The following is a 24,091-nucleotide window of genomic DNA, read 5'->3' on the forward strand; positions in this document are numbered from 1 at the left end:
ACGCGTCTGACCGGGGTCCGGCCGAGCTTCTGACCCCGCCTCTGATTGCGCGCCCGTGCCGCCCACCACCGCCCGGAAGGGGTGTCCCACCATGCCCGACAGCGGACCGCACCGCACCGCGATGAACCGCAGATCCTTCACCCGGGGCCTCGTCGGCGCCTCGGCGACGGCCGCGTTCGCCCCCATGGCCCCCGGCCCCGCGGCGCACGCGGCCGACGGGCCGGTCCCCGCGTCCGGTCCGCCCGGCGCCCTCTTCGACGAGCAGACGCTCTGGGACTCCGTCGAGGGTCCGCTCGTCAGCTACCACGTCCACGCCCTCGCCGTGCTGCCCGACGACACGGTCCTGGCCGTGTGCGAAGGCCGCCACGAGGTGTGCGACGCCGGTCCCCGCGATCTGCTGCTGCACCGCAGTACCGACGGCGGCCGCACCTGGGAGGCGAGCCGCACCCTGGTCACCTCCGTGGACGGCGCGTCCTGGGGCAACCCGGCGCTGGTGGTGGACCGCCGTACCCGGGAGGTCTTCCTCTTCTACATGCTCTCGCTCCGGCTGCCGCAGAACACCTCCTGCTCGGGCGACTCGGGCGACCTCTACCTGATCTCCAGCCGGGACAGCGGCCGGACCTGGGGCGAAGTCCGCAACCTGGCAGGCCTGTTCGACGGTTTCCCCTACAACTGGGCGCTGCACGGACCCGGTCCGGGCCACGGCATCCAGCTGCGCTCCGGGCGCCTGCTGCTCAACTGCGCGCACCGCAGGGTGATCGTCGGCAACACCGTGGCTCAGCGCTACTACGGCGTCGCGCCGATCTACAGCGACGACCACGGCGCCACCTGGCAGGCGACCGGCGAAGTGCCCGTACAGGTCGCCTACCCGATCAACGAGGCACGGCTGGTGCAGCGCGCGGACGGCAGCGTGTACGTGAACGGCCGCGCCGCTGCGGGCGGTGAGGGACAGCGCATCGTCTCCGTCAGCACGGACGACGGTCTGACCTGGTCGCCGCCGGCGTTCGACGGCGGCACCGGCTCGTTCAACGCGGTGGACGCCGGCCTGCTGCGGCTCACCGGCGGCCCAGGCAGCCACACGACCGGGCGGATCCTGTTCAGCCGGCCCGACTCACCCGTCAGACGCAACATGACGGTGTCGGTCAGCTACGACGAGGGTTTCTCGTACCGGTACCGGCGGGTCGTCAACGAGAACCGCTCCTTCTACTCGGACCTGGCCCGGCTCTCCGACGGCACCGTCGTGCTCCTCTACGGCTGCGACGGCGACTCGGCGAGCGTCCCCCAGCGGGTGAACGTCTGCCGTTTCTCGCTCGACTGGCTGACCGGGGGCCGGGACAGCCTGCGCCACGGCCCCCACTACCGGGAGACCGTCGTCGCCCTGGCCGAAGCCGGCCGCACCGTGACGGCCGGCACCGCGCAGACCGTCACCGACCCGCTCGCCCGCCGCGGCCAGCGCCTGACCTTCACCCCCGAACAGGTCGGCGACTCAGTGGAGTTCACCTTCCGCGTGCCGCGCGCCGGCGAGTACGAACCGATACTCCGGTACTTCCGGTCGGCGGACGGTGCCCTGGTCACCGTCACGGTGGACGGCACCGCACTGCCCGCCTTCACGATCGACACCACGGCGCAGTCGGCGGACGGCTTCGACCTGGCCCACCTCGGCAGCGCCCGCCTGCGCGCCGGACGGCACACCCTGCGCTGCACGGTGACGGGGACCGGCAGGGGCGGCGGAACCCGGCTCGGCCTGGACACGCTCAGCCTGGTCGAGGCGCCGGGGTCCGCCGACGTACGCGCGGAAGTGGTCGTGGACAACGACCGGCTGGGTTTCGAGACCGTCAGCGGCGGCTGGCCCACGGCGACGGCGGACCCGGGCTACTGGTCGGGCAACTACCGTACGGCGCCCGCGGGTTCCGGCGAGCGGAAGGTGCTCTGGCGGCCCGCCGTGCCCCTGGACGGCCGGTACGAGATCCAGGCGTCCTACCCGCCGTCCGCCGGCCGCGCGAGCAACGCCCCCTACACCGTCGTCCACGCGGACGGCACCGACACCGTACGGATCGACCAGCGGTCGGCGGGCACCACCGATCCGCGCGGCGGGACCTGGGTGCCGCTCGGGGAGTTCCGGCTGCGGGCCGGCCTCGGCACGTCGGTCGAGCTGACGAACGACGCCGACGGCCCGGTGGCCGCGGACGCGGTCCGGCTACTGGGCCCTGTGTCCTGACGCCCGCTCCGTCGCCGCCCCGAAGCCGTCTTCGACCGCCCCCGCCGTGGCCGGGAAGCTGCCGGCGCCCGGGGCCGTCCCGGTGGCCGTCCCGGTGGCGGTGCCGTCGGCGAGGTGCAGGACGAGGTCCGCCTGGGTGATCAGCCGCAGGTCATGGGTGATGAGAAAGGTGGTGCGGCCCGCGGTCAGCCGGCGCAACGGTCCCATCACACGGGCGGTCGCCAAGTCGTCGAGACCGGTGGTGGGTTCGTCGAGGACGAGTACCGGTGAGGTCCGCAGCATGGCCCGGGCCAGCGCGACGCGGCGCCGCTGACCGCCCGAGAGAGCACTGCCGCGTCTGCCGACGGGGGAGTCGTAGCCGTCGGGAAGCGCTGTGACGAAGTCGTGCGCGTCGGCGGCCACGGCGGCCGCGCGTACCTGTGCGTCGGTGGCGTCGGGCCTGCCGAAGGTGATGTTCTCGCGGACCGTGCCGTCGAAGAGCATGCTGTCCTGGGGCAACAGGGTGATGTGGCCGCGCACTTCGTCGACCGGGAGCGCGGCGATGTCCCGGCCGTCGAGCAGGATCCGGCCGTGGGTCGGTTCATGGAAGCGCAGCAGCAGCGCGGCCAGGGTGGACTTGCCCGCGCCGCTCGGGCCGGTCACCGCGACCAGCAGACCCGGCGGGACCTCCAGGTGGACGCGGTGCAGCACGGCACGGCGGGCGCCCGGGTAGCCGAAGCCGACGTCCTCGAAGGTGACGGATCCGCGGACGGGCACGGGCGGGGCGGCGGGAGCGGCTGCGGCGAGGGCCTCGCGGCCGGACGTGGGGTCCTGCGCGGGACCGGTGTGCAGGACCTCGACGAGGCGTTCGCAGGCGGCGGTGGCCGAGGACGCGCCGACGACCAGTTCGCCGAGTTCCTGAAGACGTGGGTGGAGGTAGCCGAGGTAGGCGGCGAAGGCGAGGAGCCCGCCGGTGCTCAGGTGGTGCACGGAGATCTGCCAGGCACCGGCACCGATGACGGTCAACACGCTGACCGTTTCGAGGAGTTCGCCGAGCGGGCCGTACACCGAGGACAGCCGGATCTGCCGGAGTCCGGCCCGCATCCAGGTGCGTCCCTCACGATGCACCTTGGCACGCTCGGCCTCCTGGCGGCTGTAGGCCTGTACCAGGGACATGTTGGCCAGGCTCTCCTCCAGGAGCGAGGCGAGCCGGCCGTTGCTGTCGCGCTCCGCACGGGTCGCGGTGCGCATCAGTGTGCCGAACGCCCGCGCGCCGAACCAGATGAGCGGGGCGGCGGCGAACGTGATCAGGGCCAGCCGCCAGCTCGTGCGCAGGGCCGCGACGGCGAAGACGAGGGCACTGACCGCGGAGGTGAGCAGTTCCACGGGCGCGGAGGCCACCAGCGTCTCGACCGCCTCGACGTCCCCGGTCAGACGGGAGACCAGGTCGCCGGTGCCGTAGCGGGCCAGGGTGTCGGGGGGCAACCGCTGGAGGTGCCGGAAGACCCGGTCGCGCAGGCCGAGGAGGAAGTGCTCGCTGGTCCACCCCGCCAGATACCCGCCGGCCGCGGAGGCGACGGCACCCAGTCCGGCTAGGGCCAGCCACAGGGCCGCCGGGTCCCAGAAGGCGCCGAGGTCACCGGGTGCGAGCACGTCGTCGGTGAGCTGCCCGGCGATCCCGATCGCCCCCGCGTCACACCCCGCCGACACCACCAGGAGCAGCGCCGACACCAGTACGGCGGCACGATTCCCGCTGACCAGGGGCCAGAACGTGCGGAACGCCGCCCAGGGCGAGAGCCGGGCGTGACGCGTCCGCGCCGAGGCCACGGTGACGGCGGGGGTGGCGCGGCGCGCCGCGGCGGACCTGTCGAGCGGTGCGGCGTCAGCCATGACCGGCCGGTACTCCCTGACTCCGTGGACGGGCCGGTGCCGCCCGCCCCCGAGGGGAAGGCGGTCCGGCCCCGGCACCGTCCGGCGGTCGAATTACTTGGCGTGCTTCTTGTGCTTGCGGTGGTGCTTCTTGTGGTGGTGCTTGTGGTGCGCCTCCTTAGCGGCACACCCCACTTCCTTCTTCTTGGCCTTCTTGGCCAGTGTGATCTTCGCGAAGGACACGGTCGTTCCTCCCATCTCAGGACCCGTGACCGGGTCTCGGACGCCGCTCACATGCGATCGAGCGCGGCTCGTACGGAAATACGGCGGCCGGGGTTCGGCCATTCAGCAGGGAAGTTGAGCGTCCAATGAGATTCCCTTACCGAACCCACAACCTGAAATCCGCGTCAAATGAACGGTGTTCGAGAGTTCCTGCGGCATTTCGCGCCCGTGGCCCGGAAAGCGCGGCGGACCCGGAACGGGACCCCCGAACGTCAGGCGTCCGCGTCCGCCGCGGCGTGGCCGGGGACGGCGCGCAGGGCGATGTCGACGGTGGCGTGGAGCGCGGCACGCTCCGCGCCGGCCGCCGCGTGCACGGCGTTGCCCTCGCTGACGACCATGACGTAGCGGGCCAGTGCGACCGGATCGGTGTCTGCGGGCAGGTCGCCCTCCGCGACCGCGCGGGAGAGCCGGTCGGCCAGTGCCTGTTCGCCGGTGAGGCGGCTCGCGGCGAGGAACTCGGCGACGCGGCCGTTGTCGCCGCCGTCGGCGAGGCCGCCCTGCACGGACAGGCAACCGGCCGGGCGGTCGGCACGGGTGATCGCGTCGACGTTGGCGTGCAGGAAGGCCGCGATGACGGCGTACCCCGTGGGCCGGGTGAGCGCCTCGCGGGCATAGGCCATGTCCGCCTCGGCGTACCGGTTCACGGCACGGCGGAACAGCTCCTCCTTGTTGCCGTACGCCGCGTACATGCTCGTGCGGTTGATGCCCATGGCGTCGGTGAGGTCGCTCAGCGACGCACCCTCGTACCCCTGGCGCCAGAAGACCTCCACCGCGCGGTCGAGCGCCGCGTCCGCGTCGAAGCCCCGGGGCCTGCCCCGCTCCGCCATGCTCACCCCCGTTCCCAGGTGTCCCGAAAATTTTAACCGAGCGGTACGGAAATAACCGGGGCGGGTCCGCCGTTCTTCAGTACCGAACGGTACAGAAACCCTTCTCAGGAGGAACCATCATGGGACAGCTCGACGGCAGGACCGCTCTCGTCACCGGCGCCACCTCGGGCATCGGCCTCGCCGCGGCCCGGCGGCTCGCCGCCGAGGGAGCGCACGTCTTCCTCACCGGCCGGCGCCAGGAGGCCCTGGACGAGGCGGTGGCCTCGATCGGCGACCGCGCCACCGGAGTGCGCGCGGACGTCGCAGACCTCGCCGACCTCGACCGGCTGTTCGCCGCCGTCGCGGAGCACGGCGGCCTCGACATCGTCTTCGCCAACGCCGGCGGCGGCTCCTTCGCGGCCCTGCCCGACGTCACCTGGGAGCACTACGCCGACACGTTCAACACCAACGTCGGCGGCACCCTGTTCACCGTGCAGAAGGCGCTGCCGCTGCTCAGGCCGGGCGCCTCGGTCATCGTGACCAGCTCCAACATCGACACCAAGGGCGCCGCCTCGTTCGGCGTCTACGCCGCCAGCAAGGCCGCCCTGCGCTCCCTCACCCGCAGCTGGGCCGCCGAACTCGTCGGCCGGAACATCCGGGTCAACAGCATCGCCCCCGGCCCGGTCGAGACCCCGGGGCTCAGCGGTCTGGCCGGTGACCCCGCGGCCGCCGAACAGCTCCTCAAGGGTCTCGCGGCCGGCGTGCCGATGAACCGGCTGGCGCGCCCCGAGGAGATCGCCGAGACCGTACTGTTCCTGGCGTCCGACGCCAGCAGCTACATGACCGGCGCGGAGATCTACGTCGACGGCGGAGCCAGCCAGATCTGACCGGGTCCCGCGAGAGCGCGATCCGGCGACCCCGCCCCCCGAACCCCGCAAGGAGCAACATGCACACCGTCCCCGACCTGCTCGCCGCCAACCTGCACGGCGTCTTCGGCAACCGTGACGCCCGTACCCGGCGCGAGACGATCGAGCGGATCTACACCGAGGACGTCGTCTTCACCGACCCCGAAGGCGTCACCACGGGCTGGGACGCCCTGGAGGACAAGGCGCGGGCACTGCTCGACAAGGTGCCCGCCGACTTCGGCTTCACCGAGGACGGCCGCCGCTACGCCGGACCGCACGACGGAGCACTCGCCTGGGCCTTCGGTCCCGAGGGCGAGCCGGCGGTGCGTGGCATCGACGTGATCACCGTCCGCGAGGGCCGGATCGCCGCCGTGCTCACCATGTTCACCGTCTGATCCCACCACCCGCGGCCCGCCGCGTCCGCGCCCCGCGCCGGCCTGTCGCCGGCCTGTCCCCGGTCCGTCCCCGGTCACGTTTGTGCCGGACGACGGACCGGGCGGTCGCCCCGGGACAATGAACCCCATGAGCGACCGTATGAGCGACGCCGAGGACAGGCTGGCCAGGATCGAACGGCGGCTGGAGACGGGCGGTCACGACATCGTGCCCGCGTGGCGCCGGGCCACCCACGGCGAGCCGCGGTGGGCCGTGACCGCCGTCATCCTGGTCGCCGTGGCCATCCAGCTCATGCTGCCGCACCGGCTCGCCCTCCAGCCGTACTGGGTCCTGCCGGCCCTGGAGATCGTGCTGCTGGCCGGCCTCATCGCCGGCAACCCCCGCCGGGTGGAGCCCCGTACCCGATGGCTGCGTCTGGTGGGGCTGGCCCTGATGGGCCTGATCAGCCTCGCCAACGGCTGGGCGGCGGTCCGGCTGGTGGCGGGCCTCGTGAACGGCACCGAGGGCGAGGACGCAGGCCCGCTGCTGCTGACCGGCGGCGGCATCTGGCTGACGAACGTCATCGTGTTCGCCCTCTGGTACTGGGAGTGGGACCGCGGCGGACCGATGGAGCGGGTCCGCGGCCGGCGCCAGTACGCGGACTTCCTCTTCGTGCAGATGCAGAGCCCCGAGACCGCTCCGGCGGACTGGGAACCCGCCTTCCTGGACTACCTGTACCTGTCCTTCACCAACTCCACGGCCTTCAGCCCGACCGACGTGATGCCGCTGTCGCGCTGGGCCAAGATGCTCATGATGTTGCAGTCCTCGGTCTCCCTGGTGACGGTGGTCCTGGTGGTGGCCCGGGCCGTCAACATTCTGCACTGACGGCAGGGGTGTCCTAGGTTCTTCGGCATGAGCGAAGACACCTCGCGGTCCGTGACGGTCCGACGCACCGCCACCGGCCGCTACACCGCGACGAACCCCCGCGGCGGCACGATCGCCTTCGGTACCGGTGAGGGCACCGGGTTCACCCCGGTGGAGCTGCTGCTCGCCGCGATCGGCGGCTGCACGGCGGCCGATGTCGACGTCGCCACCAGCCGGCACACCGAACCGGCCGGATTCACGGTCACCGTCAGCGGCCACAAGGTCACCGACGACGACGGGAACCGCCTGACCGACCTCGCGGTCCGCTTCCACGTCGCCTTCCCGGACGGCGCCCCGGGCGACCGCGCCCGTGCCATCCTGCCCCGGGCGGTCGCCGTCTCCCACGACCGGCTGTGCACCGTCAGCCGCACGATCGAGGCGGGCACACCGGTCACCGTGTCGATCGAGGACGGGCCAGCCGGGGACGGCCCCGCCGGGGATGGGCCGGTCCAGGACGGGGCTGCCGGGGGCAGGCCGGTCCAGGACGGGTCCGCCGGGGATGGGCCGGTCCAGGACGGGCCAGCCGGGGACGGGCCGGTCGTGGACGGGCTCATCGTGGACGGGCCGGGCGGCCGCTGATCGGCCGGTCGAAGTGCCGTGGTTACGATGGCGCGTGAACGGTTTCCCCTCGTCCCGGCCGGACGGCGCGCTGAGCACCGCCGTCGCGTTCCCCCTCGGCGCCTCGACCACGCTCGCCGAACTCGCCCGGGACCCGCACCCGCGCCTCGCGCGGCTGCGCGCCCACGAACCGGTGTCGTGGCTGCCCGAGCTGAACGGCTGGCTGGTCACCCGACGCGACCTCGCGCTCGACGTGATGCGGGACTCCGTCACCTTCACCGTCGACGACCCCCGTTTCACCACCGCGCGGGTCGTCGGGCCCAGCATGCTGTCCCTGGACGGTGCCGAGCACGCCCGGCACCGGGAGCCCTTCGCCGCTCCCTTCCGGCCCCGCAGAGTGCACGACGGCTTCGCCGACTTCATAGAACGCGAGACCGACCGGCTCATCACCGCCCTGGAACCGGCGGGCGCCGCCGAACTGCGCCGCACCTTCGCCGGGCCCCTCGCCGTGGCCGTGGTCACCGAGGCCCTCGGTCTGGTGGGTACCACCACCGACACGGTGCTGGCCTGGTACGACGCGATCGTCCGGTCCGTCTCGGACATCACGGAGGGGCTGACCGCGGGCCCGGCCGGTCCCGCCGCGTACGCGGAGCTGCGGGCCGCCGTCGAGGCCACCGTCGCCGACCGGGACGCCGCCTCGCTCCTCGTCGCCGCCGCCGGGCGGCTGGACGCGGCCGAAGTCGCGTCCAACGCGGCGGTCATGATGTTCGGCGGCATCGAGACGACCGAGGCGATGATCACCAACGCCCTGCTCCACCTGCTCGGCGACCCCGGCCAACTGGCCCTGGTGCAGGCCGATTCCGGTCTGCTGGACGGAGCCGTCGAGGAGTCCCTGCGCCTCGAACCCGGCGCGGCGGTGGTGGACCGCTACGCCACCCGGGACACCGTGCTCGGCCCGGCCGCCGTCCGCCGCGGCGACCTCGTCAGCGTCTCCCTGACGGGCGCCAACCGTGACCCGGCGGTCTTCTCCGACCCGGACCGCTTCGACGTCCGCCGCGCCGAGGCCCGCCTCCAACTGGCCTTCGCCCACGGGCCGCACCACTGCGTCGCCGCGCACCTGGCCCGCCTGGAGACCCGTGTCGCCCTCCGGCGCCTGCTCGAACGCCTTCCCGGGCTGCGCCTCGACCCGGCCCGGCCCGCCGCGCCGTACGGCCTGGTCTTCCGGAAACCGGCCGCCCTGCACGTGCGGTGGGACACGCCGGCCCGACGGTAGGGTGCGTCGGCCGGCAGGCGTGCGGGTCAGTACGCGTGGTGGACCTGCCAGAAGGCCCAGGCCTGGCAGGGGCTGCCGTAGGTGGTGTTCATGTAGTTGAGGCCCCACTTGATCTGGGTCGCCGGGTTGGTCTGCCAGTCGGCGGCCACGGAGGCCATCTTGGAACCGGGCAGCGCCTGCACGAGACCGTAGGCCCCGGAGGAGGGGTTGACCGCCAGGTAGTTCCAGGTGGACTCGTGGTCCACGATGTTGCTGAAGCACTGGAACTGGCCGCTTCCCACGATCTGCGCGGCCATCGCCTTGAGCTGCGCCACGGTGTAGGAGCTCTGCACCGCGAAACTGGCCGTGGGATCGCCGGCCGCGGCCTTGGCCTCAGCACGTTTCCTGGCCTCGGCCTGCTTCGCCTCGGCCGCCCTGGCCGCCGCCGCCCGGGCGGTCTGCTCGGCCGTCTTCCTGGCGCTCACGTCCGCCTGCACGGCCATGGCCTCGGCCTGCTGCGTCACGGACGCCGTCTGCACCCGGGCCTGCTGCCCCACGGGGATGTCCTGGAGGAGGGTGGCGTCGGCCTTCGGCGCCTCACTGGCACCGGTGTCCGTGCTGCTGGCCGAGGCGACACCGGCGACGCTTCCGACAGCGGTGACCGCGGTGGCGGAGACGACCGCGAGTCCCCGGACTGACATACGGCTCACGCGTGTCCCTCCTCTTCACCCGTGTCACCCCACGCTGCGTGGTGAACTACGGAAGCATCCGGCTTGCCGGGCAACACAGTTGGCATACTCTTGCGCGCTTGCCCGGCCCGCGCAATCGCGGAGGAAGTGTGGATGCTCACACGCCGGCGTCGGGGCGGTGCCGTACCGAGGCGACGGCGCTGTCGTTCCGTGATCGTTTCGGTACGGCGAATGCTCCGCGATCGCGCCGCGAAGGGGCGGCAAATGTGTGGCAGATGTGCGGATCGGGGTCGTTCTCGATCGACTGCGGAACTGCGGCCGGACCCGCGTTCGCTCGGTGGCGGTCCTCCTCATGATCCCGGACGGGCGACGGGCGCATGCCCGCCGCCGCGACCGCCGCCCCGTTTCCACCGGCAAAAATCGGCCGAACAGGGGGTGTATGTCGGTCAGTTGGCGGAGGGAATCCGCCTCGTGGACGCAGGGGCCGACGGCCCGGTGACCTCGAGTCACCGAAGGTCACAGGGCGCGTCGCGCGTCGCCGAGGGGTGCGTGAGCGGTCGACGGACTGTTGACCAGGTTTCAAATCATGAGCACAAATTCCACACAGCCCCCTCTTCATACGGGCGTTGATGGTCTAGATTGACCGTGCTTCGCATGCTGGGACACGGGGCGACAAATGATGATCTATGGGTCCTTCGGTACGGAGGACCGGTAGCCGCGTCTCCGGCGTCGGACGTGGGGGTGATCAACTCCTGGGGCCCGGGAGGGGCTTCGGATGCGGGGAGCATCCAAGGCCGCGACGGGTTCCGGAGGCGTTTCGAGAGCCAGGGAGGGCATGCGGGTCCGCCGCGGCAACGGGCGGATCCGGTCGGGAAGCGCTGAAGCAGCCGGGATGTCGTACGCGGAGGGCGGGGGCCGTCCGCGGGAGGAACAGCGCGGCGCGGGGAGCCGGGGGGCCTTCCGCAGGGCGGAAGCGCGCGGGAGGCGGGGGCCTCCCGGAGAGGAACCGTGTCAGGGCACCATGTCGAACCACTGGGGACCGGGGGGTTTCTGTGCGGCAGGGGGGACTAGTCGGCCCTTTTCCGCCGGCGCGAGGGCGCCTGGCGAAAGGGATCAGCAGCGGGCCGGCGATCGAGTGGGAGCAGCGGTACCGCCGTACCGTGATCGTCAGCGACACCCTGGCCACCGCCTTCGTGGTGGCGGGGATAGGAGAGTTCTTCGGGGCCAGGGACGCGGCCAACTGGCACGAGAAGTGGGGGATCCTCGCGTTCGGCACCGAACTGCTGGTGCTGGGATCGCTCGCGGTGGGCCGGTCGTGGGCGCCGGCCGTACTCGGCCAGGGTGCCGAGGAGTTCCGGCGGCTCGGCCGCTCACTGTTCGCGGCGACCGTCGTACTGGCGCTCGGCGGGATCGCCCTCACCTCGCGCAACATCAAGCTCTGGATCTTCGTCGCGATCCCCGCGATCGCGCTCGTGACCATGACCGCGCGGTATCTGCTGCGCCTGTGCCTGCACAGACGGCGGAAGGAAGGGCGCTGCCTGAGACCGGTGCTCGCCGCCGGCAGCCCCGCCACCGTGTGCGACCTGATCACCCGGACCCGCAAGTTCCCGCACATCGGCTGGCGGGTGGAGGCGGTGTGCACGCCGGACGGCCGCGGGCTCGAAGGTGACGAACTGGAGGGTGTGCCGGTCGTCGGCCGCCTGACGGACGTCGCCAAGCATGTCCGGCACGACGGCTACCGCGTCGTCGCGGTCACGCCTGACCCGCACTGGACGCCGGACCGGTTGCAGCGGCTGGCCTGGAACCTCGAAGGCAGCGACGCCGAGATGGTCGTCGCCCCGGTGCTGATGGAGGTGGCCGGTCCGCGGCTGCACGTCGACGCGGTGCTCGGGATCCCGCTGCTGCGGGTCAGCCTGCCGACCTTCACCGGAGGCCGCCGGGCGATCAAGGAGGTCGTCGACCGGGTCGGCGCGGCGGTCCTGCTGATGCTGTTCGCGCCGCTGATGGTCTTCGTCGCACTGCTCGTGCTGGTGGACAGCAGGGGGGGCGCCTTCTACCGCCAGCGCCGGGTCGGCAAGGACGGCCGGGAGTTCACGATTCTCAAGTTCCGCACCATGGTCGTCGGGGCGCACCGGGCCCGTACCGAGCTCACCGACCGCGACGAGGGCGCGGGACTGCTGTTCAAGGTCCGCCGTGACCCGCGGGTCACCCGGGTCGGGGGAGTGCTGCGCCGCTACTCGATCGACGAACTCCCGCAGCTGTTCAACGTGTTGGCCGGAGCGATGTCGCTGGTCGGCCCGCGGCCGCCGCTGCCGGAGGAGTGCGCCGCGTACGACCCGGACATCCGGCGGCGGCTGCTGGTCAAGCCCGGACTCACCGGCCTGTGGCAGATCAGCGGACGCAGCGACCTGCCGTGGGAGGAGGCGGTCCGCCTCGACCTGCGGTACGTGGAGGACTGGTCGCTCGCCCTCGACACGGTGATCTTGTGGAAGACCATGCGCGCGGTGCTCCACGGACAGGGGGCCTACTGATGCTCGGGGGGCGTCGGCAGGCCGGCGCGCGGACCGCAGGCCACAAGGGCCTGCCTGGGGGGAGGGACGGAACATGAGAGTCAGCGTCTTCGGGCTCGGCTACGTGGGCTGCGTATCAGCCGCTTGCCTGGCCGGCATGGGTCACGAGGTCATCGGGGTGGACGTCAACCAGGTGAAGGTCGACCTGGTCAACGACGGCAGGTCCCCGGTGGTGGAGGAACGTATCGGCGACCTCGTCGCCGAGGTCGTGCGGAGCGGAGCCCTGCGCGCCACCGGCGACGTCCGCGAGGCGGTCCTGGGCAGCGAGGTGTCGCTGATCTGCGTGGGCACCCCGTCGGAGCCCAACGGCAGCCTGTGCACCACCTACCTGGAGCGGGTCACCGAGCAGATCGGCACCGCGCTGGCCGAGAAGGCCGGGCAGGGCGGACGGCACACCGTCGTGTTCCGCAGCACCATGCTCCCGGGCACCTGCCTGAACCTGCTGGTGCCGATCCTGGAGAAGCACACCGGCGGCACCGCAGGGGTGGACTTCGGGGTCGCCGTCAACCCGGAGTTCCTGCGCGAGGGCACGAGCGTGCGGGACTTCTTCGACCCGCCCAAGACCGTCATCGGCGAACTCGACCCGGGCAGCGGCGACACGCTGCTGAAGCTGTACGACGGCCTGCCCGGCGAGGTGTTCCGGGTGCCGGTCCCGACGGCCGAGGCGATCAAGTACGCGGACAACGCGTTCCACGGCCTCAAGATCGGGTTCGCGAACGAGCTGGGCGCGGTGTGCCAGGCGCTCGGCGTCGACTCGCACCAGGTGATGGACGTGTTCCTGGCCGACCGCAAGCTGAACATCAGCCCCGCCTACCTGCGTCCCGGCTTCGCCTTCGGCGGCTCCTGCCTGCCCAAGGACCTGCGCAGCCTGGTCCACGCGGCACAGCGCGCCGACGTCTCCGTACCCATCCTCGCCCACGTGCTGACCTCCAACTCCGACCACCTCCAGCGCGCGGTGGACCTGGTCGAGCGCACCGGCAAACGCCGGGTCGGCCTGTTCGGGCTGTCCTTCAAACCCGGCACCGACGACCTCCGCGAAAGCCCGCTGGTCGAGCTGGCGGAGCGGCTGTTCGGCAAGGGGTACGACATCAGGATCCACGACGCCAACGTGAGCCTGTCCCGGCTCATCGGAGCCAACCGCGAGTACATCGAGACCCGGCTGCCGCACCTCGCGCAGCTGCTCGCCGACTCCGTCGACGAGGTGCTGGAACACGCCGAGGTGTGCCTGGTCGGGACGAAGGACCCGGCGGTGCTGTCGGCGCTGCCCCACGGCGAAGGCCCGGTGATCGTCGACCTCGTCCGCCTTCCCGACGCCGAGACGCGCCGGACCGAACCGGGATACCTGGGCCTTGCTTGGTGACGCGACAGGCGGCGACGGCTCCGGCCGGCGCGCGCTGATCCTGGTGGAGAACCTGTCGGTGCCGTTCGACCGGCGGGTGTGGCAGGAGTGCACGACACTGCGCGACGCGGGCTGGACGGTGGACGTCATCTGCCCGCAGGGCAGCAAGCGCGACACCGAGCCGGAGGCGGAGATCGACGGGGTGCGGATCCACCGCTACCCGTTGCGCGCGGCCACCGGAGGGCCCGCCGGCTACCTGAAGGAGTACGGATCGGCGCTCTGGCACACAGCCCGGCTGGCCCGCAAGGTCGGCCCGGTCGACGTGGTCCACGCCTGCAACCCGCCGGACCTGCTCTTCCTGCCGGCGCTGTGGCTCAAGCGGCGCGGCGCACGGTTCGTCTTCGACCAGCACGACCTGGTACCCGAGCTCTACCTCTCCCGGTTCGGCCGCGGCGAGGACCTGCTCTACCGCGCCGTGTGCGCCCTGGAACGGCGGACCTACCGGGCCGCGGACATCGTCCTCGCCACCAACGAGAGCTACCGGGAGGTCGCGATACGCCGCGGCGGCCGGCGGCCCGAGGACGTCTTCGTGGTACGCAGCGCGCCCGCGATCGACCGGTTCCAGCCGGTGCCGGCCGAGCCGGAGTTGAAGCGGGGCAAGCCGTATCTGCTGTGCTACCTCGGCGTCATGGGTCCGCAGGACGGCGTCGACTACGCCCTGCGGGCCCTCGCGAAACTCCGCGACGAGCTCGGGCGGACCGACTGGCACGCGGTGTTCGTCGGCTCCGGCGACGCCTTCGACGCGATGGTGGAGCTGTCCCGGCGGCTCGGGCTCGACGACCAGGTGCAGTTCACCGGACGCGTTCCGGACGCCGACCTGGTGCGCTACCTGTCCACCGCGGACGTCTGTCTCTCCCCCGACCCGCGCAATCCGCTCAACGACGTGTCGACCATGAACAAGGTCCTCGAGTACATGGCGATGGGCCGGCCGATCGTCTCCTTCGACCTGAAGGAGGCGCGGGTCTCCGCCGGTGAGGCCGCCGTCTACGCGCCCGCCGACGACGAGGCCGAGTTCGCCGGGCTCGTCGCGCTGCTCATGGACGACCCGGACCGGCGGGCCCGGATGGGCAAGATCGGCCAGGAGCGGGTCAGCGGGCCGCTCTCCTGGCAGAACTCGCAAGCAGCGCTGCTCGCCGCCTATACCGCCGCCTGCCGGGACCACACCCCGGTGTCGGCGGTCGAACATGCACGAACAGGGAAGAGGCAGCGCAGTTGAGCGAGGAATCGATACGTCTGGTCACCATAGGCCGGATATTCCGTCGGCGCTGGCGGCTGCTCGCCGTCCTCGCCGTCGTGGGCGCACTCGTCGGTTACGGCACCTCCGTGGTGTTCCCGCCGCGGTACACGACGTCTGCGTCGGTCCTGCTGCCGGGTCAGTGGGAAGAGCGCGAACTGCTGACGCAGGTCGACATCGCGACCAGCTCGACGGTGGTCGACCGGGCGGCCGCCACGCTCGACTGGAAGGGCGTCAGTGGCGCCGAGCTCCAGGACCAGGTGGCCGCCGCGGCCGCCGACGGCAACATCATCAAGATCTCGGGCACCGCCGACACCCCGAAGCGCGCCCAGCAGCTCTCCGACCAGGTGGCCGCGCAGTTCGTGAAGTTCGCCTCGCGGATCGCGGGCGGCGGCACCGACTCCGCGGCCGCCACGGAGGCCGAGGCACTGCGCAACCAGGTGGAGGAGACCAACCGCCGCATCACCGACCTGGCCGACGCGGCCGACCCCGGGCAGACCGTGGAGGGCGTGCAGGCCCGGACGGAGCTGGAGAAGCTCAGCACCTCGCTGGAGGAGGCCATGACGAAGCTGGACGAGGCCGACCCGGCGAACAACAAGGCCGGCATGGTCGTCATGGGACCGGCGGCCCGGCCGGCCGGCGAGGCACCGCCCACCCGGCTCCAGCTCGTCCTCGCGGGCGCGGTGCTGTTCTTCCTGCTCGCGGTCGTCGGCCATCTCGCCGCCGCCCGGATGAACCGCCGGCTGCGCACCGAACCCGAGATCACCGCGGCGCTGGGCGCGGCGCTGCTGGGCACCGTAGAGGTGCCCGGCGAGAAGCGCGGCGCGCACCGGCCGCGAGCCGGTGGCGCGCGCGCCCGGCTCCGCCGGCTCCTCGGCACCGACACCCGGTGGGACCTGCCCGCCCCGCAGCGGTCCGACGACGAGGCCGGCCGCCGGCTCCGCTACCGGCGGGTGTGCGCCCGGCTCCGGGACCAACTGCCGGCCCCCCGTCGGCTGCTGGCGGTCGTACCGGACGGCGACGAGGCCGCCCGCCGGGCCGCCGGACAGCTCGCCGCCGAGGCCAAGAGCGATCCGCGGCTGCGGGTGGTGGAGGTCTCCGTGGACCGGCCGATCGTGCCGGACCGCGACACGGAGTCCGGTGCCCTGGTCGTCCTCAGCGCGGGCAACTGGACCGCCGAGGAGCTCGCCGGCATCGCCGAGGCCTGTGCGGACGGCGGCCACGAGGTGCTGGGCATCGTCCTCGCCGCCCCGGTCCACGCCCGCGACACCCGGTCCGCCGGCCCGCCGCCGGACGACGCCACCCTCGCCCTCGCGGTGCCCGGCCAGGCGACGGGAGGTGCGGTGTGACCACGAGCACGCCCGCGGAGCCGTCGCCCGCCGCTCCGCTTCTCGACCTCCAGGCACTGGTGGTGTCGGTGCGCAGGCGCCGCCGCCTCTGGTGCGCCATGGCGCTCGTCGGCCTGCTGATCGGTGCCGCGCTGGCCGTCCTGATGCCACCGTCCCCGACCGCCACGACCAAGGTGCTGGTCGCGCACGCCGAGGACCAGCCGAACGACACCGGAACCCTGATCCGCACCGACGTCCAGCTGCTGGGGACCACGCAGATCGCCGACAAGGCCCTGAAGTCCCTCGGGTCCTCGGAGAAACCCGAGGACTTCATGCAGGACTACCGGGGTACCGGCCTGACCAACAACCTGCTGGAGATCACCGTCACGGGCGACAGCGACGCCCAGGCGGTGGCCCGCGCCAAGGCACTGGCCGACGCGTTCGTCACGGACCACGTGCAACGGATGCGGGAGACCGCCCAGGCCGAGGCCAAGGCGCTGCTCGACCAGCGTGACCGCATGCGGGACGAACTCGCCCAGGTCAACAAGGAGATCGGCGGCCAGTCGGCGGACAGCGACCCGAAGGCCTCCGCCACCCTGGAGTCGCTCTTCGCCCGCCGCGCCGAACTCAACTCGCGTATCGCCGACTTCGACGAGCGCGCCGCGGACGCGCGGACCGGCACCCCCCAGGTCGTCGCCGGCACCCAGATCGTGGACGCCCCGCGGGCGCTGCGGCACTCCCTGCCCAAGGCCGTCGTCACGGACGCCGTGATCGGGTTCGTCCTCGGACTCGTCCTCGGTCTCGCGCTGGCCGCGGTCGGCACGGTGGTCGCGGACCGCCCCGTGCTGCGCCGGGACATCGCGGCGAACCTGGGCGCCTCGGTCATCGCGGAGCTGCCCCGCAGGTCGGGCAGGCCGTGGCGGCGGCGACGCACCCGGCTGACCCGCGAACGGCTCACCGCGACCCTGGCCCGCACCACGCGCGGCTCCGCGGAACCGGTGTCACTGCTGGAGCTGGGCTGCGCGCGCAACACGGGCGCGATCGCCCTGGACCTCGCCAGGGCCCTCGCGGCGGAGGGACCGGTGACCGTCGTCGACGCCCTGCCCCGCCCACAGCTCTCGGGCCGCCGCCCGAAACCGGGAGACCCGACGGTGGTCGGCGCCGAACGTGCCGCGGCCCTGTCGCCCCAGGAGCGGCGGATCGGCGTCGGCTCGGTGGCGCCCGGGACCGCCTGGACCGACCTCCAGTACCTCGGCACCCGGACCGTGCTCGTGGTGCGCGCCGGGCACGGCAGCGCCGCATGGCTGCACACCGTGGCACGGCAACTCGCCGACCAGCACGTCCCGGTGATCGGTGTGGTCCTGATCGACCCCGACCCCCGGGACCGCACCGACGGCACCCTGTGGGACGGGCTGCACACCGCGCTGCGCGGCCGCAGCGAGCGGCCGGCCCGGCAGCCGGAGCCGGAGCCGGGGACGGGCCGGCGACGGGCGGAGCGGCAGCCGGTGTGGGCCGCCCGGGGCCCGGACAACGACCAGGAGGCGCGGTAGCACATGTGTGGCATCGCAGGCACTTACCGATGGCCGGACGGCAAGGCCGTGACCGACCGCCTCACCGACACCCTCGCCCACCGCGGCCCGGACGGGGCGGGCCGCTACAGCCACCCCGCGGGCGACGGCGAGGTGCAGCTCGGGCACCGCCGCCTGGCCATCATCGACCTGTCCGACACCGGCGCGCAGCCGATGGTCTCGGACGGTCTCGTCCTGACGTACAACGGCGAGCTGTACAACGCGCCCGAGCTGCGTGCCGAGCTGGCGGCCGGCGGGGTGCGCTTCCGCGGCACCTCCGACACCGAGGTCCTCCTGGAGGCCTGGCGGCGCTGGGGCACCGACTGCCTGCCCCGGCTGCGCGGCATGTTCGCGTTCGGTGTCTTCGACGAACGCACCGGTGAGCTGGTGCTCGTCCGCGACCAGCTCGGCATCAAGCCGCTGTTCCTGCTCCGGCGCGGCGGGGGCCTGGTGTTCGCCTCCGAACTCAAGGCACTCGCCGTCGCCACCGGCGGCAAGCTGGAGGTGGACGACGCGGCCCTGGTGGCGTCGCTGCTGTACTACTGGGTCCCGGACTCCCGGTGCGCGTTCCGCGAAGCGGAGAAGCTGCCGCCCGGGAGCTGGCTGCGGTGCCGGCCCGACGGCCGGGTGGAACGCGGCAGCTTCTGGAACCTGAAGGACGTCGCCGCCGAGGGCCGGGAACGGGCCCTGGCCGGCGAGCGGCCGGACCTGGCCGCCGTCGTCGAGGAGTCGACCCGGCGGCACCTGCTCTCGGACGTACCCGTGGCGACCTTCCTTTCCGGCGGCCTCGACTCCAGCTACCTGACCGCGCTGGCGGCCCGCCACCAGCCGGGCATCTCCGCCTACACGATCGGGTTCCGCGCCGAGGACGCCAGGTTCGAGGCGATGCCGGACGACCTGCGCTACGCCCGGCAGGTCGCCGAGCGGTTCGGGGTCGACCTGCACGAGATCGAGATCGCGCCGGACGTGCTCGACCTGCTGCCGCGGATGACGTACCACCTGGACGAGCCGATCGGCGACCCCGCCGCGATCAACACGTACCTGATCTGCTCGGCCGCGCGCGAGGCCGGGGTGAAGGTGATGCTCTCCGGGATGGGCGCGGACGAACTGTTCGCCGGGTACCGCAAACACCTGGCCAACCTGATCGCGCTGCGCTACCAGCGGGTCCCGCGGCCCCTCAGGCGCGGGGTGTCCGGGGCCGTGGACCGGCTGCCGGTCGCGACGAGCCGCCGCGGGTACCGGTCCGTGCGCTTCGCGAAGCGCTTCCTCTCCTTCGCCGACCTGCCGGAGGAGACCGCCTTCCGGCGCAGCTACACCATGTACGACCAGGAGGAGCTGCTGGCCCTGCTCGATCCGGACCTGGCCGGGACGGTCGACGACGTGCTGACCGAGCACGCCGACGTCTACCGGGACAACGACCTGGACGACTTCGTCAACCGGATGTGCCTCACCGACGCCCGGATGTTCCTGCCCGGCCTGAACCTCACGTACACGGACCGCTCCAGCATGGCCGCCTCGACCGAGGTACGCGTGCCGTACGTGGACGTCGAGGTGGTGAAGGCGGCGTTCGCCGTGCCCGGCGACCGAAAGATCGTCGGACGACAGGGCAAGGCCGTCCTCAAGGAGGCGGCCACCTCGATCCTGCCCAGGGAGATCGTGTACCGGCCCAAGGGCCTGTTCAGCGCCCCGCTGCGGGCCTGGATGAGCCGGGACCTGGCACCGCTGGTGCGCGAGGTGGTCAACGACGGCGAACTGGTCCGTGCCGGCTTCCTGCGCCGTGACGCGCTCGCCCGCATGGTCGCCGAGGACGCCGCCGGACAGCAGGACTTCTCCAAGCATCTGTGGCACGTACTGACCCTCGAGTACTGGTATCGCGACGCGACCTCTGGGTCCGGCCAGAGCACTCGGCAAACGGCTTAGGAATCAGGGGAGTTCCGGTGAAACAGGTTGTACAGAACTACAAGAGCGGCGAGCTGGCGGTGCTCGACGTTCCGGTGCCCGGGTGCAAGCCGGGCGGTGTGCTGGTCCGCAGCGCCTATTCGCTGATCTCCACCGGCACCGAGCTGATGAAGGTGTCCGAGGCCGGCATGTCGATGCTGGGCAAGGCCCGCTCCCGGCCGGACCAGGTGGCCAAGGTGATGCAGAGCGTGGCCACCAACGGGGTGCCCGCCACCTACCGCAAGGTCATGGGCAAGCTGGACTCCTACACACCGCTGGGCTACTCGCTGTGCGGGGTGGTCGAGCAGGTCGGCGCCGGCGTCGACGACGTGAAGGCGGGCGATCTCGTGGCCTGCGCCGGCAACGAGCACGCGCTGCACGCCGAGTTGAACTGGGTACCGAAGAACCTCTACACGCCGGTGCCGGACGGCCTCGCGCCGCGCCACGCCGCCTTCGGCACCGTCGGGTCGATCGCGATGCAGGGCGTCCGCCAGGGCGAGCCGCAGCTCGGCGAGGTGGCCTTGGTCATCGGCCTCGGCCTGATCGGACAGCTGGTGGTCCAGCTCCTCACCGCCGCCGGCGTGCGGGTCGTAGGCGCCGACCCCGACCCGTCGCGCTGCGAACTCGCCGCCCGGCTGGGCGCCGTGGCCTGCGACGACCCGGCGTCCGCGGCCCTGGAGGCCGCCGTCGCCGAACTCACCGACGGGCACGGCGTGGACCAGGTGTACCTGGCGGCCGGAGGCGGCAGCAACCAGCCCGTCGAGCTGGCCGCCCGGCTCTGCCGCGACCGCGGCCGGGTCGTCGACATCGGCAAGTGCCGCCTGGACCTGCCGTGGAACGCGTACTACGAGAAGGAGCTCGACGTCCGGTTCTCGCGGTCGTACGGTCCCGGCCGCTACGACCCGGAGTACGAGCTGGAGGGACGCGACTACCCGATCGGCTACGTGCGCTGGACCGAGCGCCGCAACCTCGCGTGCTTCCTGGACCTGGTCGCCCGTGGCCGCGTCGACGTGGAGCCGCTGGTCTCCCACGTCGCCGACTTCGACGACGCGGTCGACACGTACCGGCGTCTGAAGGACGGCGAACTGAAGGCCGTGGCCGTGCTGTTCAGGTACCCGGAGCAGACGCAGGACACGGGCGGGGCGCCGGAGGCGGCGGAACCCGTGATGGCCGTGCCCGCCGTGCGGGCGAAGCCGGCTCCGGCCCGCGCCGCCGGGAAGCCGGTGAAGGTGGCGTTCGTGGGCGCCGGGAACTACGCGACGTCGATGCTGCTGCCGCACCTGGCCCGGCGCGAGGGCGTCGAGCTGTCGACGGTGGTCACCACGACGGCGCTCTCCGCGGCCAACGCGCAGCGGAAGTTCGGCTTCGCCGAGGCGACCACCGACCTCGACGCCGTGCTCGGCGACAAGTCGGTCGACGCGGTGTTCGTGGTCACCCGGCACAGCTCGCACGCCGAACTGACCCGCCAGGCGCTGCTGGCCGGCAAGACGGTGTTCGTGGAGAAGCCGCTGGCCCTCACCGAGGACGAACTGGCCGGCGTCCTCGCGGCGGTGGAGGAGTCCGGCAACGACCGGCTCCAGGTGGGCTTCAACCGCCGCTTCGCACCGCTGCTGACGGAGGCCAAGCAGCGCCTCGGCGTCCGGACCGGTCCGGCGAGCCTGCGCTACCTGGTCAACGCGGGCCGGCTCCAGCAGGGCAGCTGGTACCTCCGCCAGGGCACCGAGGGCTCACGGTTCGAGGGGGAGGGCGGCCACTTCGTCGACACGGCGAGCTGGCTGCTCGACGCCGACCCGGTCTCCGTCTACGCGGTCGCCGCCTCCGGCAACGACGACCTTCAGGTCGTACTGCGCTACCCGGACGGGTCGACGGCCACCCTCAGCTACGTCACCACCGGCGCGCCCGGCTTCCCCAAGGAGACGCTGGACCTGGTCGCGGACGGCAAGGTGCTGCGGCTCGACGACTTCGTCCGTGCCTCGGTGTACGGCCCGAAGCGGTGGGTCAGTTCACGACTGCCCAAGGCCCGCGACAAAGGCCAGAACGCCGAACTGGCCGCTTTCGTCAAGGCCGTGCGCACCGGCGGGCCGATGCCGGTGCCGTTGGAGTCGCTGGTCGCGACCACGGCGGCGACCCTCGCCGTGCGGAGCGCCCTCGCCGCCGGCGCGCCGGTGACGCTGGAGCGGGCCCGATGACCGTGAGCTCGGGGAGTGCGGGCTGGTACCTGCGGCGGCTGTCCGCCATGGGGCCGGCGGAGGTCGTGGGCCGGGCCGGCGACACGCTGCGCAGACGCCGTTGGCGGACCGCCCAGCCGCACTGCCCGAACGTGACCGGTGCCCGGTTCACCGCGGTACTGCCCGCCGGGACGATCGCCGCCCTGCCCCCCGACGCCGCGAAACGTCTCGTCGCGGAGGCGGACCGGCTCATGGACGGGCACGCCGAGTTCTTCGGGGTGGTGCGCCACGACCTGACCGACCCGGACTGGTGGCTCGACCCGAAGACCGGCCGCCGGGCTCCCGAGGGTTACGCCTTCGACGTGCCGTACCGGAGCGAGGACGCGGTCGGGGACATCAAGCAGATCTGGGAGCCGTCCCGGCACCAGTACCTCACCCTGCTCGCCGCCGCCTACGCGGTCACCGAGGACGAGCGGTACGCCGTGCGCGTGGCCGAGCACCTGCGGTCGTGGTGGCGGGCGAACCCGCCGCTGCGGGGCGTCCACTGGCTCAGCGGTATCGAGCTGGGCATCCGGCTGCTGTCCTGGGTGTGGATCCGCCGGCTGCTGGACGGCTGGTCCGGCGCGGCGGCGCTCTTCGAGGACAACCCGGTGGCGGTGCACCAGATCTGGCACCACCAGCGCTGGCTGGCGGCCTTCCCCAGCCGGGGCTCCTCGGCGAACAACCACGTCATCGCCGAGGCCGCCGGGCAGTTCGCCGCGGCCTGCGCGTTCGACTGGTTCCCCGCGTCGGGACGCTGGCGGGCCGACGCGCTGCGGTCGCTGGACCGGCACCTGCGCGGCAACACCCACCTTTCCGGCCTCAACCGGGAACTGGCCACCGAGTACCACGGACTCGTCCTCGAACTCGGCCTGGCCGCCGTGGCCGAGGCGGACGCCGCAGGCGTACCGGTGCCCTCGTCGGTCCGCCTGGTGCTGCTGCGGATGACCGACGCGCTCGCGGCCGTCGTGGACAGCCGGCTGCGGCCGCCGCGCCAGGGCGACGCGGACGACGGGCACGGGCTGGTCGTGGACGGCGCCGGCACCGACCGCTGGGGCTCGCTGCTGGCCACCGGCGACGCCGTGTTCGGCCGGCTCGCCTGGTGGCCGGCGGTGACCGGCACCGACGTGCGCACCACGCTGCTGGCCGCGCTCATCGAACCCGGTGCGCTCTCCGTGCCCCGCCCGGCGGACCGGCCCGCGCACTTCGCCGACGCGGGCATGACGATCCTGCGCGGGCCGGGCGAGATCTGGTGCCGCTGCGACGGCGGTCCGCACGGCTTCCTGTCCATCGCCGCGCACGCCCACGCGGACGCGCTGTCCGTGGAGGTCCGGTACGACGGGGTCGACGTGCTCGCCGACCCGGGGACGTACTGCTACCACGGGCAGCCCGAGTGGCGGCGGTACTTCCGTTCGACCCTCGGCCACAACACCCTGGAACTGGACGGCGGCGACCAGTCCGTCTCCGGCGGCCCGTTCCTGTGGACCCGGCACGCGCGGAGCCGGGTCCTGGCGGCGGACCCGGCGCGCTGGAGCGCCGAGCACGACGGCTACCCGGGCTCCGTGCACCGCCGGCGGGTGGAACTGATCCCGGAGAGCCGGGAGTTGAGGATCGTCGACGAGGTGCGCGGCCCGCGCCGGGAGGTGCGCCTCGCGTTCCACCTCGGTCCGGCGATCACCGCGGAGCTGGCGGGAAGCCGGGCACAACTGACCTGGACCCGGGACGGAGAGGACCACTCGGCCGTGCTCGACCTGCCAGGGCAGCTGTCCTGGCGGGCGCATCGCGGCGAGACCGAGCCGCCGCTGGGCTGGTACTCCGCGGGATTCGGGCGCAAGGAACCCACCACGACGCTGGTCGGAACCGGCGCCGGCACGGGCACCGGTGCCGCGGACGGCGCGGACGGCGCGGACGGCGCGGACGGCGCGGACGGCGCGGACGGCGCGGACGGCGCGGGCGGCTTCACCACCGTGCTCAGGTTCGGCGGCTAGGGAGA

17 protein-coding genes and 1 pseudogene are annotated in these 24,091 nt (G+C 72.7%); 14 read left to right on the top strand and 4 right to left on the bottom strand.

What is annotated here, in order from left to right:
* Window positions 1-91: 91 nt before the first annotated feature.
* Complete coding sequence (locus tag AAW13_RS23375) at window positions 92-2,218, top strand: golvesin C-terminal-like domain-containing protein (RefSeq protein ID WP_046727091.1); 2,127 nt, start codon at window positions 92-94, stop codon at window positions 2,216-2,218.
* On the opposite strand, the gene AAW13_RS23380 is transcribed toward AAW13_RS23375, so the two are convergent.
* From AAW13_RS23380 to AAW13_RS23385, 3 genes are all read right to left on the bottom strand, one after another.
* Window positions 2,198-4,087, bottom strand: coding sequence for an ABC transporter ATP-binding protein (locus tag AAW13_RS23380; protein WP_079178928.1), 1,890 nt, complete (start codon window positions 4,085-4,087; stop codon window positions 2,198-2,200). The two genes, AAW13_RS23375 and AAW13_RS23380, sit on opposite strands and share 21 nt — an antisense overlap.
* A gap of 93 nt (window positions 4,088-4,180) precedes the next feature.
* Complete coding sequence (locus tag AAW13_RS47460; protein ID WP_276207598.1) at window positions 4,181-4,309, bottom strand: hypothetical protein; 129 nt, start codon at window positions 4,307-4,309, stop codon at window positions 4,181-4,183.
* A 251-nt stretch (window positions 4,310-4,560) separates the two neighbouring features.
* Entirely contained in the window at window positions 4,561-5,175 is a 615-nt protein-coding gene (locus tag AAW13_RS23385; RefSeq protein ID WP_046727090.1) for a TetR/AcrR family transcriptional regulator, read from the bottom strand.
* Between the two features lie 119 nt (window positions 5,176-5,294).
* Here AAW13_RS23385 and AAW13_RS23390 point away from each other — a divergent pair, with 119 nt between their 5' ends.
* The 5 genes and pseudogenes from AAW13_RS23390 (at window position 5,295) to AAW13_RS23410 (ending at window position 9,186) form a co-directional block, all read left to right on the top strand.
* Window positions 5,295-6,041 carry an SDR family NAD(P)-dependent oxidoreductase gene (locus AAW13_RS23390; protein ID WP_046727089.1) on the top strand — a complete coding sequence of 249 codons (747 nt, stop codon included), beginning with the start codon at window positions 5,295-5,297 and terminating at the stop codon, window positions 6,039-6,041.
* A gap of 59 nt (window positions 6,042-6,100) precedes the next feature.
* Window positions 6,101-6,454, top strand: coding sequence for a nuclear transport factor 2 family protein (locus AAW13_RS23395; RefSeq protein ID WP_046727088.1), 354 nt, complete (start codon window positions 6,101-6,103; stop codon window positions 6,452-6,454).
* 127 nt (window positions 6,455-6,581) lie between these two features.
* Window positions 6,582-7,316, top strand: a complete 735-nt coding sequence (locus AAW13_RS23400; RefSeq protein ID WP_046727087.1) for a DUF1345 domain-containing protein — start codon at window positions 6,582-6,584, stop codon at window positions 7,314-7,316.
* Between the two features lie 27 nt (window positions 7,317-7,343).
* Window positions 7,344-7,766 (top strand): annotated as a pseudogene (locus AAW13_RS23405) (OsmC family protein); the annotation flags it as partial.
* Window positions 7,767-8,004: 238 nt separating this feature from the next.
* A complete protein-coding gene (locus AAW13_RS23410) occupies window positions 8,005-9,186 on the top strand; it encodes a cytochrome P450 (RefSeq protein ID WP_046727162.1) in 1,182 nt (393 codons plus the stop codon).
* A 26-nt stretch (window positions 9,187-9,212) separates the two neighbouring features.
* On the opposite strand, the gene AAW13_RS23415 is transcribed toward AAW13_RS23410, so the two are convergent.
* Window positions 9,213-9,875: an aggregation-promoting factor C-terminal-like domain-containing protein gene (locus AAW13_RS23415; RefSeq protein ID WP_206306266.1), complete on the bottom strand. Its 663-nt coding sequence runs from the start codon at window positions 9,873-9,875 to the stop codon at window positions 9,213-9,215.
* 1,031 nt (window positions 9,876-10,906) lie between these two features.
* On the opposite strand from AAW13_RS23415, the gene AAW13_RS23420 reads away from it, so the two are divergent.
* From AAW13_RS23420 to AAW13_RS23455, 8 genes are all read left to right on the top strand, one after another.
* Entirely contained in the window at window positions 10,907-12,385 is a 1,479-nt protein-coding gene (locus AAW13_RS23420; protein ID WP_046727085.1) for a sugar transferase, read from the top strand.
* Window positions 12,386-12,458: 73 nt separating this feature from the next.
* Window positions 12,459-13,784: a nucleotide sugar dehydrogenase gene (locus tag AAW13_RS23425; protein WP_046727084.1), complete on the top strand. Its 1,326-nt coding sequence runs from the start codon at window positions 12,459-12,461 to the stop codon at window positions 13,782-13,784.
* Entirely contained in the window at window positions 13,774-15,039 is a 1,266-nt protein-coding gene (locus AAW13_RS23430; RefSeq protein ID WP_046727083.1) for a glycosyltransferase family 4 protein, read from the top strand. The genes AAW13_RS23425 and AAW13_RS23430 overlap by 11 nt, the downstream gene beginning before the upstream one ends.
* On the top strand, window positions 15,036-16,406 hold the full coding sequence (locus AAW13_RS23435) for a Wzz/FepE/Etk N-terminal domain-containing protein (RefSeq protein WP_046727082.1): 1,371 nt from the start codon (window positions 15,036-15,038) through the stop codon (window positions 16,404-16,406). The genes AAW13_RS23430 and AAW13_RS23435 overlap by 4 nt, the downstream gene beginning before the upstream one ends.
* Window positions 16,403-17,935, top strand: a complete 1,533-nt coding sequence (locus AAW13_RS23440) for a Wzz/FepE/Etk N-terminal domain-containing protein (protein ID WP_046727081.1) — start codon at window positions 16,403-16,405, stop codon at window positions 17,933-17,935. The genes AAW13_RS23435 and AAW13_RS23440 overlap by 4 nt, the downstream gene beginning before the upstream one ends.
* 3 nt (window positions 17,936-17,938) lie before the next feature.
* Window positions 17,939-19,873, top strand: coding sequence for an asparagine synthase (glutamine-hydrolyzing) (gene asnB / locus AAW13_RS23445; RefSeq protein ID WP_046727080.1), 1,935 nt, complete (start codon window positions 17,939-17,941; stop codon window positions 19,871-19,873).
* 17 nt (window positions 19,874-19,890) lie between these two features.
* A complete protein-coding gene (locus AAW13_RS23450; protein WP_046727079.1) occupies window positions 19,891-22,080 on the top strand; it encodes a bi-domain-containing oxidoreductase in 2,190 nt (729 codons plus the stop codon).
* Complete coding sequence (locus AAW13_RS23455; RefSeq protein WP_071659656.1) at window positions 22,077-24,086, top strand: alginate lyase family protein; 2,010 nt, start codon at window positions 22,077-22,079, stop codon at window positions 24,084-24,086. The genes AAW13_RS23450 and AAW13_RS23455 overlap by 4 nt, the downstream gene beginning before the upstream one ends.
* Window positions 24,087-24,091 lie beyond the last annotated feature (5 nt).

Origin of the sequence: Streptomyces humi, from assembly GCF_001005085.2 — a bacterium.
Taxonomy (GTDB): domain Bacteria; phylum Actinomycetota; class Actinomycetes; order Streptomycetales; family Streptomycetaceae; genus Streptomyces; species Streptomyces humi.

What these genes read in the sequence shown, in the direction of transcription:
- AAW13_RS23375 (WP_046727091.1), top strand. Translation starts at nt 92, where the DNA reads ATGCCCGACAGCGGACCGCACCGCACCGCGATGAACCGCAGATCCTTC.
- AAW13_RS23380 (WP_079178928.1), bottom strand. Translation starts at nt 4,087, where the DNA reads ATGGCTGACGCCGCACCGCTCGACAGGTCCGCCGCGGCGCGCCGCGCC.
- AAW13_RS23385 (WP_046727090.1), bottom strand. Translation starts at nt 5,175, where the DNA reads ATGGCGGAGCGGGGCAGGCCCCGGGGCTTCGACGCGGACGCGGCGCTC.
- AAW13_RS23390 (WP_046727089.1), top strand. Translation starts at nt 5,295, where the DNA reads ATGGGACAGCTCGACGGCAGGACCGCTCTCGTCACCGGCGCCACCTCG.
- AAW13_RS23395 (WP_046727088.1), top strand. Translation starts at nt 6,101, where the DNA reads ATGCACACCGTCCCCGACCTGCTCGCCGCCAACCTGCACGGCGTCTTC.
- AAW13_RS23400 (WP_046727087.1), top strand. Translation starts at nt 6,582, where the DNA reads ATGAGCGACCGTATGAGCGACGCCGAGGACAGGCTGGCCAGGATCGAA.
- AAW13_RS23425 (WP_046727084.1), top strand. Translation starts at nt 12,459, where the DNA reads ATGAGAGTCAGCGTCTTCGGGCTCGGCTACGTGGGCTGCGTATCAGCC.
- asnB (WP_046727080.1), top strand. Translation starts at nt 17,939, where the DNA reads ATGTGTGGCATCGCAGGCACTTACCGATGGCCGGACGGCAAGGCCGTG.
- AAW13_RS23455 (WP_071659656.1), top strand. Translation starts at nt 22,077, where the DNA reads ATGACCGTGAGCTCGGGGAGTGCGGGCTGGTACCTGCGGCGGCTGTCC.